Source organism: Kribbella sp. NPDC004138 (genome assembly GCF_053603655.1).
Genome location: NZ_JBSGFZ010000007.1, coordinates 273,282 through 286,438 on the forward strand (window position 1 = coordinate 273,282; position 13,157 = coordinate 286,438).

The 13,157-nt window shown below is 69.0% G+C and carries 15 protein-coding genes; 9 read left to right on the forward strand and 6 right to left on the reverse strand.

The features are described 5' to 3' along the window. Window positions 1-149 precede the first annotated feature (149 nt). From rplS to dprA, 8 genes are all read left to right on the forward strand, one after another. Complete coding sequence (rplS, locus tag ACWEOO_RS12520) at window positions 150-509, forward strand: 50S ribosomal protein L19 (protein WP_452143033.1); 360 nt, start codon at window positions 150-152, stop codon at window positions 507-509. A gap of 145 nt (window positions 510-654) precedes the next feature. Then, the gene (lepB, locus tag ACWEOO_RS12525) at window positions 655-1,284 is read left to right on the forward strand and encodes a signal peptidase I (RefSeq protein WP_452143034.1); all 630 of its coding nucleotides are present in this window, start codon (window positions 655-657) and stop codon (window positions 1,282-1,284) included. Next, entirely contained in the window at window positions 1,281-2,045 is a 765-nt protein-coding gene (gene lepB, locus ACWEOO_RS12530; protein ID WP_452143035.1) for a signal peptidase I, read from the forward strand. Before lepB (ACWEOO_RS12525) ends, lepB (ACWEOO_RS12530) begins: the two co-directional genes overlap by 4 nt. A 51-nt stretch (window positions 2,046-2,096) precedes the next feature. Then, window positions 2,097-2,795 (forward strand): ribonuclease HII, encoded by a 699-nt coding sequence (locus ACWEOO_RS12535; RefSeq protein ID WP_452143036.1) that lies wholly within the window; start codon window positions 2,097-2,099, stop codon window positions 2,793-2,795. Beyond that, window positions 2,792-3,115, forward strand: a complete 324-nt coding sequence (locus ACWEOO_RS12540) for a DUF2469 domain-containing protein (RefSeq protein ID WP_452143037.1) — start codon at window positions 2,792-2,794, stop codon at window positions 3,113-3,115. The genes ACWEOO_RS12535 and ACWEOO_RS12540 overlap by 4 nt, the downstream gene beginning before the upstream one ends. An 85-nt stretch (window positions 3,116-3,200) precedes the next feature. Continuing rightward, the gene (locus ACWEOO_RS12545) at window positions 3,201-3,557 is read left to right on the forward strand and encodes a YraN family protein (RefSeq protein ID WP_359930802.1); all 357 of its coding nucleotides are present in this window, start codon (window positions 3,201-3,203) and stop codon (window positions 3,555-3,557) included. Then, window positions 3,557-5,134: a YifB family Mg chelatase-like AAA ATPase gene (locus tag ACWEOO_RS12550; protein WP_452143038.1), complete on the forward strand. Its 1,578-nt coding sequence runs from the start codon at window positions 3,557-3,559 to the stop codon at window positions 5,132-5,134. Before ACWEOO_RS12545 ends, ACWEOO_RS12550 begins: the two co-directional genes overlap by 1 nt. A 179-nt stretch (window positions 5,135-5,313) precedes the next feature. Then, on the forward strand, window positions 5,314-6,417 hold the full coding sequence (gene dprA, locus ACWEOO_RS12555) for a DNA-processing protein DprA (RefSeq protein WP_452143039.1): 1,104 nt from the start codon (window positions 5,314-5,316) through the stop codon (window positions 6,415-6,417). A gap of 81 nt (window positions 6,418-6,498) precedes the next feature. Here the strand turns inward: dprA and ACWEOO_RS12560 are convergent, their stop codons facing one another. From ACWEOO_RS12560 to ACWEOO_RS12580, 5 genes are all read right to left on the reverse strand, one after another. Further along, window positions 6,499-7,323 carry an SRPBCC family protein gene (locus ACWEOO_RS12560; RefSeq protein WP_452143040.1) on the reverse strand — a complete coding sequence of 275 codons (825 nt, stop codon included), beginning with the start codon at window positions 7,321-7,323 and terminating at the stop codon, window positions 6,499-6,501. Window positions 7,324-7,325: 2 nt separating this feature from the next. Further along, window positions 7,326-7,658, reverse strand: a complete 333-nt coding sequence (locus ACWEOO_RS12565; RefSeq protein ID WP_452143041.1) for an ArsR/SmtB family transcription factor — start codon at window positions 7,656-7,658, stop codon at window positions 7,326-7,328. A gap of 162 nt (window positions 7,659-7,820) precedes the next feature. Beyond that, window positions 7,821-8,864, reverse strand: coding sequence for an NADP-dependent oxidoreductase (locus tag ACWEOO_RS12570; protein ID WP_452143042.1), 1,044 nt, complete (start codon window positions 8,862-8,864; stop codon window positions 7,821-7,823). Between the two features lie 15 nt (window positions 8,865-8,879). Then, on the reverse strand, window positions 8,880-9,620 hold the full coding sequence (locus ACWEOO_RS12575; RefSeq protein WP_452143043.1) for an SDR family NAD(P)-dependent oxidoreductase: 741 nt from the start codon (window positions 9,618-9,620) through the stop codon (window positions 8,880-8,882). Then, on the reverse strand, window positions 9,620-10,429 hold the full coding sequence (locus ACWEOO_RS12580; RefSeq protein WP_452143044.1) for a TIGR03620 family F420-dependent LLM class oxidoreductase: 810 nt from the start codon (window positions 10,427-10,429) through the stop codon (window positions 9,620-9,622). Before ACWEOO_RS12580 ends, ACWEOO_RS12575 begins: the two co-directional genes overlap by 1 nt. Before the next feature lie 91 nt (window positions 10,430-10,520). Between ACWEOO_RS12580 and ACWEOO_RS12585 the strand changes: the two genes are divergently transcribed. Next, window positions 10,521-11,120, forward strand: coding sequence for a TetR/AcrR family transcriptional regulator (locus ACWEOO_RS12585; RefSeq protein ID WP_452143045.1), 600 nt, complete (start codon window positions 10,521-10,523; stop codon window positions 11,118-11,120). A gap of 397 nt (window positions 11,121-11,517) precedes the next feature. Here the strand turns inward: ACWEOO_RS12585 and ACWEOO_RS12590 are convergent, their stop codons facing one another. After that, entirely contained in the window at window positions 11,518-13,146 is a 1,629-nt protein-coding gene (locus ACWEOO_RS12590) for an APC family permease (protein ID WP_452143046.1), read from the reverse strand. Window positions 13,147-13,157 lie beyond the last annotated feature (11 nt).

Sequence of the window (13,157 nt, forward strand, 5' to 3'; positions counted from 1 at the left end):
CACCGTGTGGGGCGTGTGGCAAGATTGTCTGCTGCTGCCCTTCGGTGCTCCTGCCACAGGGGGTGACCACCGACCGGCAGCCTTTTGATGACTTCATCACCACCGACATTCGTGGGTGACCTGTGGCACGCGCGAGAAAGAGACACCTGATGAGCAACGTCCTGAACGAGCTCGACAACGCGAGCAAGCGCGACGACATCCCCGCCTTCCGCCCCGGTGACACCGTCAAGGTGCACGTCAAGGTCGTCGAGGGCAACCGGTCCCGCGTCCAGGTCTTCCAGGGTGTCGTGATCCGCCGCCAGGGTGGCGGCCTGCAGGAGACCTTCACGGTCCGCAAGGTCAGCTTCGGCGTCGGCGTCGAGCGGACCTTCCCGCTGCACACCCCGATCGTCGAGAAGATCGAGGTCGTCACCCGCGGCGACGTCCGCCGCGCCAAGCTGTACTACCTGCGCGAGCTGCGCGGCAAGGCGGCGAAGATCAAGGAGAAGCGCGAAGTTTCGGCTTCCTGACGCCGCGTAGCGACGACGGTCACCGATGGCGCCGAGCACTGCGACTCGCGCTCGCCCTCGCCCGGTCTCGAAGAGGGCACGTCGCAGCAAAGGACGTCACCGCAGGCTGAAGCAGCGGAATCCGCTGCTCAGCCTGCTCGTCGAGATGAGCACCGTCACGGTGCTCGCGCTCGTCATCACCGTGGTGCTGCGACTGTTCGTCGCGGAGGCGTTCTACGTCCCGTCGGAGTCGATGTACGACACGCTGACCAAGGACGACCGGATCCTCGCCGAGAAGATCAGCTATCTGCACCGTGATGTCGACCGCGGCGACATCATCGTCTTCAAGGACCCCGCCAACTGGCTGAACGAGGAACAGGCCCAGCCGGGCACGGTGCGCCGGATCGGTGAGTTCGTCGGCATCCTGCCGCGCAGCGGCGAGGGCCACCTGGTGAAGCGGGTGATCGGCATCGCCGGCGACCGGGTGATCTGCTGCAACAAGGACGGCCAGATCACCGTGAACGGCATCCCGCTGGACGAGCGGGAGTACCTTTTGAAGGACGCCAAGCCGTCGGAAATGCCGTTCAACGTGCTGGTGCCGGCCGGCCATCTGTGGGTGATGGGCGACAACCGGGCCGAGTCGGCCGACTCCCGTGCGCACATGGGCGGCCCCGGTGGGGGCTTCGTCCCGGTCGAGAACGTGGTTGGCCGGGCCTGTTGCGTAATCTGGCCGTCTGACCGGATGACGATGCTGCGTCCTCCGGAAACCTTCAAGAAGCCGGGGCTGAAGAAGTGACCGATACACCGACCAAGTCGGACGCCAAATCCGCTCATCGCTCGGGCTTCGCGGCCGCTGCCCGCGAGTTCGTGCTGATCGTGGTCGGTGCCCTGATCGTCTCTTCGATCCTGCGGGCGTTCGTCGGGCAGATGTTCATCATCCCGAGCGAGTCGATGGAGAACACGCTGCTGGTCGGTGACCGGGTCGTGGTCGAGAAGCTCACCGACGTCAAGCGCGGCGACGTGGTCGTGTTCGAGGACCCGGGCGGCTGGCTCGGCGCCGAGGAGAGCGGCCAGAAGCGCGGCTCGGTCGGCCGGTTCTTCGAGATCGTGGGTCTGCTGCCGGACTCCAGCCACGGCCACCTGATCAAGCGCCTGATCGGCATGCCCGGCGACAAGGTCGCCTGCTGCGACTCCAAGGGCCGGCTGCTGGTGAACGGCCAGCCGCTCGACGAGACCAGCTATCTGTATCCGGGCGACGCCCCGTCCCAGATGGAGTTCCAGGTCACCGTCCCGGCCGGCCGGATCTTCGTGATGGGCGACCACCGCTCCGCCTCCGGGGACTCCCGCGTCCACCTGCAGGACCTCGACGCGAACGGCAGCAACCAGGGCGACGCGGCGTTCGTGCCGCTCGACAAGGTCACCGGGCGGGCGATCATGATCGTCTGGCCGTCGAGCCGCTGGGGCAAACTCGGCGTACCGGACACGTTCAAGGCGGTGCCGGCCGCCGGCGCGGCGCCGGACAAGCCCTCGATATCCCTCACACCGCCGCCTAAGTGAGCCGCTGCCGGCTCTGGTGCCTAGGGTGGGATGTGTGATTCGGAGGGCTGGATGAGCGCGCTGCCGCGCGGGAGCACGGTCCGGCGGGACGCCGGGCTGTACGGGTACGAGCGGGCCCTGCGCCGCGTCGGGCTGGACCCGATCGCCGGCGTCGACGAGGCGGGTCGCGGGCCGTGCGCCGGGCCGTTGGTGGCCGCGGCGGTGATCCTGCCCGAGGGCAAGCGCGGCCAGATCCCGGAGCTCGCGGACTCGAAGCTGCTCACCGCGAAGGCGCGGGAGCGGTGCTACGAGGAGGTCCGCAAGCGCGCCCTGGCCTGGTCGGTGGTGTCGATCGAGGCCGCGGAGTGCGACCGGCTCGGCATGCACGTCGCGAACGTGGAGGCGCTCCGGCGGGCGCTGTTCCGCCTCGACGTCCGCCCGTCCTACGTGCTGACCGACGGGTTCGGCGTCGACGGCCTCGATGTCCCCGGACTGGCGATCTGGAAGGGCGACCGCGTGGCGGCCTGTATCGCTGCCGCGTCAGTGATCGCGAAGGTGACCCGGGACCGCGTCATGGAGCACTGGGACAAGGTGTACCCGCAGTACGGGTTCGGGATCCACAAGGGGTACTGCACCCCCGAACACCAGGCCGCACTGGACGAATACGGTCCGTGCCCGCAACATCGACGCCGGTTTGAGAATGTCCGCCGCAGTCTGAAGCCCGTTATGGGACAGAATGTGACCAGTCCCGCCGGAGTGGAGAGCCGATGAGTGCTGACGACCTCGAGAAGTACGAGAACGATATGGAGCTGCAGCTCTATCGGGAGTACAAGGACGTCGTCGGGATCTTCAAGTATGTCGTGGAGACCGAACGGCGCTTCTACCTGTGCAACGCCGTCGACCTGAAGGTCCGCACCGAGGGCGGCGACGTGTACTTCGAAGTGACGATGGCCGACGCGTGGGTCTGGGACGTCTACCGTTCCGCCCGCTTCGTCAAGAACGCGAAGGTCGTCACCTTCCGCGACGTCAACATCGAAGAACTCGCCAAGTCCGACCTGGAAGTCCCCAAGGACTCCGACTTCGGTCGCTGACCGGTCGGCGGTTGTCCACAGGCGGAAAGTGAGGTCCGTTTCCGAGGCCTGATCCCGGCATCTTCTCTGCCGGAGGTGGTCATCGATGCGGACCAGCAACACCGTCGGACGGTACGGCGAAGATCTCGCCGCGAGATATCTCAGCACGCACGGTTTCGCCGTGCTCGAGCGCAACTGGCGCTGCGAGCTCGGCGAGATCGACATCGTCGCGCGCGAAGGCGGCACCCTCGTCGTCTGCGAGGTGAAGACCCGGCGCGGGCTGAACTACGGCTCTCCGGCGGAGTCCATCACGTACCGGAAGCTGGCTACTCTCCGGAAGCTGGCCGGCCGCTGGCTGCAGACGCATGAGCTCAGACCGGCGGAGATCCGGATCGACATCATCTCGGTCCTGTTCGACCGCAACACGCCACCCAGCGTGGACCACGTGCGGGGAGCGAGCTGATGGCCCTCGCGCAGACCTGGTCGGTCGCCCTGGTCGGCCTGGAGGGCCACCTCGTCGAGGTCGAGGCCGACATCGCCCAGGGCCTGCCGAAGACGACGCTCATCGGTCTCCCCGACACGTCCCTGTCCGAGGCCCGTGACCGCGTCCGCGCCGCCGTGGTCAACAGCGGCGAGCGATTCCCGGACCGCAAGGTGACCATCGGCCTCTCACCCGCCACGCTGCCCAAGACCGGATCCCACTACGACGTGGCCATCGCGTTGTCGCTCCTCACCGCGGCCGGCGCGGTCGATCCGGGCGTGCTCCGCCGCACGGCGATCATCGGCGAGCTCGGCCTCGACGGCCGGATCCGCGAGGTCCGCGGCGCCCTCGCGATGACGCTCGCCGCCGCACGGGCCGGCTTCGACCGCATCGTCGTCCCGGACCTCAACGTCGGCGAGGCCCGCCTGGTCCCCGGCATCGAGGTGTACGGCGCTCGCTCGCTGCGCCAGGTCCTTGCCCTGCTCCGCGGCACCGAGATCCCCGACGAGGCCCCGCCGCGCGCCGAGCCGCGCCTGGTCTCGGAGTCGCTGATCCGGGTCCCCGGAGTCGATCTCGACGACGTCATCGGCCAGCGCGAAGGTCGCCGCGCGATCGAAGCCGCGGCCGCCGGCGGCCATCATCTGTTCCTGCACGGTCCACCGGGGTCCGGCAAGACGATGCTCGCCGAGCGCCTCGCGGGACTGATGCCCGACCTCAGCACCGACGACTCCCTCGAGGTCTCCGCCGTGCATTCCCTGGCCGGCCTCCTCACGAACGATGCCGAGTTGGTCCTCCGTCCGCCGTTCATCGCGCCACACCACACCGCGTCCCTGGCCAGCCTGGTCGGCGGGGGCTCAGGCATGCTGAGGCCCGGCGCCATCAGCTGCGCGCACCGCGGCGTCCTGTTCATCGACGAAGCGCCTGAGATGCACCCGCTGACCCTGGACACGCTCCGGCAGCCACTCGAGTCCGGCTTCGTCGAGATCCACCGGGCCGTGGCCGTCGCCAAGTTCCCTGCCCGCTTCATGCTGGTCCTGGCCGCCAACCCGTGTCCGTGCGGTCTCTCCGGCACCAGGGAGGGCATCTGCAGCTGTTCGCCGCAGCACCTCGCGCGTTACCGGCAACGCATCAGTGGCCCGATCAAGGATCGGCTCGACATCCAGCGCCAGATCCTGCCGGCCGCCCGCACCGTCGCCGACGGCGAGCCCCCGGAGTCGACCGCGACCGTAGCTGCCCGCGTGCAGGCCGCCCGCGACCGCCAGCTCCACCGCTACCGCGACACCGCCTGGACTCTGAACAGCGAGATCCCCGGCCCCGTCCTGCGCCGCGATCACCCGCTGGACAAGGCCAGCCAACGCCTCCTCGAAGACCACTACACCGCCGGCCGCCTCACCGCCCGAGGCTTCGACCGCGTCGTCCGCCTCACCTGGACCCTCGCCGACCTGGCTGGCCTCCCAGCCCCCACCGTCGAGCAAACCCACGAAGCCTTTCAACTCCGCTCCGGCGAGCCGCTAACACCACTCTCCGACCACCGCCCCCTCAAAGGACCCACCCAATGACACCGACCTACGCCCTGTTGCCCGAGTCGCTCTCCACGCCAGGTGGCGCCGGGGGAGCGGGCACGCGAGTGCCCGACAGCGGTTCCTCGCCCGGTGCCGAAGGCTCCGGATCCGGCCAAGGAACTGGCGGGTCGGAGCTAGTTGCTGGCGGCAACGGAGATGACGAACGGCTGGCCCGCGTGGGCTTGTCGCGGGTGATCGAGCCGGGAGACCTCGCGGCGTTGAAGGCGTTCGACGGCCTGCACCCGGTGGAGATCTGGGACCGCCTCCAGCGGAACGCGCCCGGCCTGGAGCGCTGGTCGACCCGACTCGCCGCGGCGAACCCGCACCGCGACCTCGACCGGGCCACGACCGCCGGCGCGCGATTCGTGATCCCCGGCGACGACGAGTGGCCGGAGCAGGTCGACGTACTCGAAGAAGCCGGCCAACTGACCCGCCGCGCCGGGGTGCCGTTCGGCCTCTGGGTCCGTGGCCGCGCGAACCTCCGCCGCGCCCTGACCAGCTCCGTCGCGGTCGTCGGCGCCCGCGCCTGCTCGTCGTACGGCGAACACGTGGCCGCCGAGCTTTCCTGCGGCCTCGCCGACAACGGCGTCACCATCGTCTCCGGCGGCGCCTTCGGCATCGACGCAGCAGCCCACCGCGGAGCCCTCGCCGCCGACGGCGTGACGATCTCGGTGCTCGCCTGCGGCGTCGACGTCAGCTATCCGAGACGCAACTCCGCCCTCTTCAGCCGGATCGCCGAGGACGGCTTGATCGTCGCCGAGCTCCCGCCCGGCTGCGCCCCGACCAAGCTCCGCTTCCTCGCTCGCAACCGACTGATCGCTGCCATCACCCAAGGCACCGTCGTCATCGAAGCCGCCGTCCGCAGTGGCGCCCTCAACACCGCCGGCTGGGCCGACCAATGCGGGCGCCCGGTCCTCGCCGTCCCCGGCCCGATCACGTCCCGCATGTCCGCCGGCAGCCACCTCCTCGTCCGCGAACGCAACGCCGTCCTCGCCACCAACGTCGCCGACATCATCGAGGCGATCTCTCCCCTCGGCACCAACCTGACCCAACCGCCCCGAGCCCCCCAAACCCTCACCGACACCCTCGACCCCGACCTCCAACGAACCCTTGATGCCGTCCCCGTGCACACCCCCGCCCCCACCCACCGCATAGCCACCACCGCAGGCCTCGACGTGCCCACAACCCAACAATGCCTGGAAACCCTCACCACCCTGACCCTCATAACCCAAACCCTCACCGGCTGGCACCTGAACCCCACCCCGCCGCGCGGCTGTTAGCTCAAGGCCCGACGTCGCATCCGACTCGTGCTGAATCTGGTCAGCGCGTCGGCTCACTGGGACGACCGGTGACGGTGGTGGTCACCGGGTATCTGCAGCGCCACCTTCGCCGGGGCCGTCGTTCGTCTGCGCGGGCGGAGTGCTGAGGAGGTCAGCTGCAAGCTCGTCGAGGCGGTGACGCCACGTCGTCAGCCCGTCATCCGGACTGCTCAGACCGGACTGGGTGAGGATCAAGCGAGCGCCGTGACCAGTGCCCTGCGTCAGCTCCCAGCGGACCCTGCCGCCGCCGGACAGCTCGTACTCGAGAACCTTCGGCTCAGACCGTTCGATGACGGTGCCCTCGCTGGGCAGATGGGACCAGACGACTTCGGCCGGGCGTGTCAGCTGCCGTTCGAACCGGACGCCCCAGCCGCCCGGCGTCTGCTCGGCCGACCCCTGATTCAGCCCGAGCAACTCCACGAAGCGGTCATGCAGCGAACCGGTGTCCGGCTCGACGTCGATCGACTTGCCGTCCAGGACCATCTCCATCCCGTCCAGACAAAGCGTCCACCCGGAAGCGAAGCTCGCCGCACCGAAACGGTCGTCGAAGGTGTGGCTCATGACGAGCAAGCAACCGCCGTCAGCAGGGAGGAGCTCCCACCGCAGCACCTCGCCGTTCCAGGTGATCGCGAACACGCGCGGCGGATCGAACTCGAGCACCTCACCGCCGCCTGCCGGCTCACCGTCCATCAGGTACTCGACGGTGCTGCCGATGCGCGGCTGCAGGTTGACCGAGGCCGGGAACCAACGACCGAGTTGCTCCGGCTCGGTCAGGGCCCGCCAAACCTTCTCGGCCGAATGCTGGAGCCGGCGCTCCATCCGCAGCACCGAGCGACCTTCGATCGTTCGCAGGGTCTCGTTCGCCATCGTCAGCCTTCCGTTTCCGCCGGACTGGTGTCCGGCATCGTGTCCAGGTGGTCTTCGAGGTCGTCCAGAGCGCGATCCCACAGCAGCCGGTACGGATGCAGCCAGGCGTCGAGCTCGCGCAACGGCCCGAGCCTCAGCTCGTACCACCGCCGCTGCGCGTCCACCCGGACGTCCACCAGCCCGGCCTCACGGAGCGCCCGCAGATGCTTCGACACCCCGGGCTGGCTGAGCCCGAGCTCATCGGTCAACTCCCCGACCAGGTGCGGCCGCCGCCGCAGCAACTCCAGAATCTGCCGCCGCCGCGGCTCAGCCAGAACCTCAAAAGGTGCGCTCACGAACTCAACATACTTGTACAGCTATATAACCACAATGGCATGTACGAGTATCGGACCTGCTCAAGCCTGCTGGCCGCGGTCGGCCTCAAGGACCCGACTCCGGTCAGTAGCTGCGATCTGCGCCTTCGTGCCAGGCCTCTCTGCCCCGATCGGGAGCCGATCTCATGGGATGAGGATCAGCTTCTCCCGCGTGCCGGCCTCGAGCTGACGGTGGGCCTCGGCAGCTTCGGGAAGCGGCAAGGTCCGCTGTGCCCGAAGCCGCAGCCGTCCGGCCGCGAGCATCTGCATGGTCTCGGCGAGCGCGGCCGTCGCCGCTTCCGGGCGCGGACCGGACAGGCGTACGCCGAAATCGGCCGCCCGCGGATCGGAGAGGCTGACCACCCGGCCCGGATCGCCGACCGCGGCCAGAGCCTGTCGAAGCACCCCCGTTCCGGCCGCATCGATCGCCGCGTCGGCCCGGACCGTATCGCCGAGCTTCACCGGCTCGGCGCCGAGTTCGCCGACCAGCCGCTCGTCGTGGTCGCGGACCACGCTGAGCACCCGAGCGCCCCGGGCCACCGCCAACTGGGTCGCGATGATGCCGACCGATCCTCCGCCGCCGAACAGCAGCAGCGTCTGCCCGCGTTCCAGCCGGACGTCATCGAGTACCCGGACAGCCGCCTCGGCCGACGCGGGCAACGCGGCGGCGTCCTCCCACGACACGCCCGCCGGCTTGGCGGTCCAGATCTCGGCGATCGCGAGCTCGGCATAACCGCCCAGGCTCAGCAGTTGCGCGGCAATCTCGTCGCCCACCGCCACCCCGGTGACGCCAGGCCCGACCATGTCCACGGTGCCCGCCGCCTCGAAGCCAAGTACGCCGCCCGGCGCTGCTCCGAATGCCCGCAGATGGCCGGAGCGGATCGCCAGGTCGGTGGGACCGACCCCCGCCGCAGCCACCTTCAGCCGTACCTGCCCCGGACCTGGCTCAGGCGGGGCGACCTCCTGCCAGCGCAAAACCTCGGGCGCCCCAAAGTCGGTCAACACAACTGCGTTCGACATTGCTCTCTCCTTGATGACAAATCGTTCAAATGTGCGTTCTTGGCTCAACCCCGCCAGCAGCGGACCTAACTGCCCTTCCTGCAGTGGCAGCAGCGAACGACCTTCCAAGCCAACCGCCGCCCGCAGGTCGACAGCAGACCACCTCCGGCCGAACACAAGGTTCTTCAAGGGCTGTCGTCGGGGTCAGACCTGGCTGGCGCCGCCGTCGACGTAGATTTCGGCGCCGGTCATGTAGGCGCTGGCCGGCGTGGCCAGGAACAGGACTGTGGTGGCGATCTCCCCGGGGGCGCCCAGGCGGTTCATCGGGACGCCTGACGCGAGCCCCTTCAGGAGTTGGGCGGCGTCCTCGGGGCTGGGGGCCAGGCCCGAGAGGCCGGGCGTGTTGATCGGGCCGGGGGCGATGGCGTTGACGCGGATACCGCGCTCGACCAGCTCGGCCGCCCAGCTGCGGGTGAACGAGCGTACGGCGGCCTTGGTGGCGGCGTAGATGCTGAAGGCGGGCGCGGCCTTGACGTCGATGTTGGAGCTGGTCAGGATCACCGACGCGCCGGGGTTGAGCAGCGGCAAGGCCTTCTGCACGGTGAAGATCGTGCCGCCCACGTTGGTGTTGAAGGTCGTCGCATAGTGGTCCCAGGTGACATCGGGCAGGGCCGAGAACTCGCCGCCGCCGGCGTTGGCGAAGAGGATGTCCAGGCCCTGGCCGCGGGCGGAGATCGCGGCGTACACGCTGTCCAGGTCGTCGAGGTTGGAGACGTCGGCCTGGATCGGGGTGATGCTGTCGGAGGCCACAGCGTCCAGGGCCTCCTTCCGCCGGCCGGTCACGAAGACGTGTGCGCCCTCGCTGGCCAGCAAGCGGGCGGACGCGAGACCGATGCCAGAGGTGGCGCCGGTGACGAGGGCGGTCTTGCCGTCGAGCTGTCCCATCAGAAGTTCTCCTTGGTGAGTTCGGAAAGGTGGGTGGGAAAGAAGGAGTCGGACCCCAGGACGTGCAGGGCCACGTGGTCGGCGCCGGCCTCGACGTGTGCGCGGACGCGGTCACGGATCTCGGCGACGCCGCCGTGCGCGACCAGAGCGTCGATCAGGCGGTCGCTGCCGCCGGGGACCAGGTCCTGGTCGGTGAAGCCCAGGCGACGCAGGTTGTTGCGGTACGCCGGGAAGCCGATGAACATGCCGATCTCCGCGCGGGCGATCGCTCGCGCCTTGTCCGGATCGGTTTCGAGCACCGCGGCCTGGTGCGGTGCGATCAGCGGGCCCTTGCCGACGCGAGCACGTTCGCGGGCCACATAGGTGGGCGTGACCAGGAACGGATGCCAGCCGGCAGTACGTGCGACCGCCAGATCGATCATCTTGGGCCCGAGGGCGCCGAGCAGCAGGCGATCGGCGGGGATGTCGAGCTGATCGAGGTAGCGGCTCATTGAAGTGATGGGGTTGCCGTAGTGCTGGCCACGCGAGGCAGCGCCGGCGGCGTTGCCGATGCCCAGTCCAACCAACAGTCGGGAGGCGTCGAGTCCGGCGACCCTGTTCGACAGCTCTTCCGGTGACTGACCCCAGATGTTCAGGACGCCCGTGACGATCGTGCTGTGCGGCGCGGCCTTGAGCAGGTGCTCGACGTCGTCCAGGGCGCCCGTGCCGTCGAGACCCGGAATCCAGAAGGTGTCCCAGCCGGCGGCCTCGAGATCGGGCAGCGCCGGGTGGCCCCGGAACCGCATGCTCCAGAGCCCTAAGTGATTCATGGCGATCCTCCAAATTATGTACCGTTCGGTATGGAAAGGAACGTTAGCACCTTCCGGGATATTTCTGTACCGAACGGTTAGAATCAGTGGTGTGACGGTGAAGACACGAGGACGGCCGCGGGCCTTCGACCCGGACGCGGCGCTCGACCGGGCCATCGAGGTGTTCTGGGAGCACGGCTACGAGGGCGCGTCGCTGGCCGATCTGACCGACGCGATGGGGATCAACCGCCCGAGCATGTACGCGGCCTACGGCAACAAGGAGGACCTGTTCCGCCGGGCCGTTGCGCGCTACGCGGAGCACGACATGGCGTACGCCCGGGAGGCGCTCGCGGAGCCGACCGCGTACTCGACCGTCGAAAGGTTCTTGAAGGCGAACGCGGATGCGCTGACACAGCCCGGCCGCCCGGCAGGCTGTCTGTCGATCCAGGGCGGCCTGGCCGGCGGGAGCGACAACGGTCAGGTGGCGCAGTTCTTGGCCACGAGCCGCCTGGCCGGCGAGCAGCAGCTGGCCGAGCGCCTGGCCCGCGCGGTCGACGAGGGCGACCTGCCCGCCGGCACCGACCCGACCGACCTCGCGCGCTACGTGATGACCGTGAGCGAGGGAAACGCGGTCCACGCCGCCGCCGGGGCCGACCGTGCAAGCCTGTACGCCACGGTGGAGATCGCCCTGCGCGCCATTCCCAAACCCTGACTGCTGCGCTCTTCCCAGATCCTGGCGGTGCGCGCTCTTCCTGGGGCGTGGGCGGTGCGCGCTCGTCCTGGGCGTGCGGTGCGCGCCTTTCCCGCTACCTGGGCGCTGCGCGCCCTCCCCAGATCTCGGGCAGTGCATTCGGGCTCAGCGAGCAGCCCGCGAGACGGCGGCACCCGGGGCACGGGCGAGAGCGTCACGCTAGGCCGCCTGTGGCGGTGTGTTCAAGGTGCGCGTCATGATTGGCGGTTCGGTCTACAACCGCCGGGCGCTTCTGGCGTGGCAGGGTGGTCGGTGGCTTGGTCTGGCCGGGCTTGTGTCGTGGCCGCCTAGGGGCGACGCGGTCACCGGTTGGCGCGTCGGTCCGATTGTCTGCGGATGCGTGGCGGTTGGTGGGTGGTCAGTTGCGCATGTGTTTGCCGCGGGTGGGTTTTTGGGGTGCTTCGGGTGGGGTGCGGATGGCTCGGAGTTCGGTGGGGCGGTCGTGGTCGCGGATGGCTTGGAAGCCACCGGTTCCGGGGTCGGTGTCGCCGAGGTCGAAGTCCCAGCTGTCCTCGTTGGCGAGGCGGCTGTGCCAGCGGCCGTAGAGGCCGTAGATCGCGATGCCGATGACCATCCAGACGCCGAACTTGGTCCAGGTGCTGATCTTCAGGTTGAGCATCAGCCAGACCGTCGCGGCCAGCGACAGGAGAGGGATCAGCGGGACCATCGGCACCCGGAAGCCGCGCTCCAGGTTGGGCTCGGAGCGACGCAGGGTGAGGACGCCGATCGCGCAGAACGCGAAGCAGAACAGGGCTCCGATGACCAGCAGCTCCTCGAGCTCTAGGACCTTCGGGTAGAGCGTGAGGGCCAGTGCGGCGATGCCGGCGGCCGTTGCGGCGCGGGCGGGGGAGGAGTAGACCCGGCTGACCCGGCCGAGGCTCTTGGGGAGCAGGCCGTCGCGGCCCATGTTGAACAGGACCCGGCTCTGCGCGATGAGGACCACCATGATGACGGTCATCAACGCGAGCAAGGCGCCCAGGTTGACCACCTTCGCGGCCCATCCGACCCCGACCGCGGCCAGGGCTTCGGAGACGGGTGCGCCGCCGCCGAGCTTGCCGTACGGGCGCATGCCGACCAGGACGACGGCCATCGCGATGTAGAGGATCGTCACGGCGCCGACGCCGAGCAGCATGCCCTGCGGGACGGTCTTGCGTGGGCTGCGGGCGTCCTCGGACGCGGTCGCGATCAGGTCGAAGCCGATGTAGGCGAACACGATCGTGCTCGCGGCGGTGAAGATGCCCATCGTCCCGAACGAACCGAACGACGAGTCCAGGATCCAGCCCAGCAACGTCGGGCTCGCGGTCGCGGGCGCTGCCCGGGCCGGCGGGACGAACGGGTGGTAGTTGTCCATGTTGATGTGCGCGGCACCGACGATCACCACGAGCAGGATCACCGCGACCTTCGCGATCACGACGACGGTCAGCACCCGGGATGACAGCTTGGTGCCCGTCACGATCAGCGCGGTGAGGATCAGCAGCAGCAGCGGGGCGACGAGGTTCACCTTGGCCTCGGGGCCGAAGAACTGCGCCACACCTTCGGGCAGCGTTACTCCGAACCCGTCCAGGGTGGCCAGGAAATACGCCGACCAGACGCGGGCGACGATCGCCGCCGCGGTGACGAGCTCGAGGACCAGTGCCCAGCCGACCAGCCACGCCCACGCCTCGCCGAAGGTGACATAGCTGAACGTATAAGCGCTACCGGAAACCGGGATCGTGGACGACAGCTCGGCGTAACAGGCCGCGGCCAGCACACAGACGATCGCGGCGATGACGAACGACAGGATCACTGCCGGTCCGGCGACATTCGCCGCCTGGACGCCGCTGATGCTGAAGATGCCGGAGCCGATCATCACGCCCAGGCCGAGAACGACCAGGTCGCGACGACCGAACAGGCGCGGCAGACGGTGCCGCGCATCCTCGACTCGAGTGAACGCCGACTCGACCGGCAGGCGCCGGCCTACGGTCTGTCCGTTCGCTGAGGGGGCCATGGTCAGGGGTG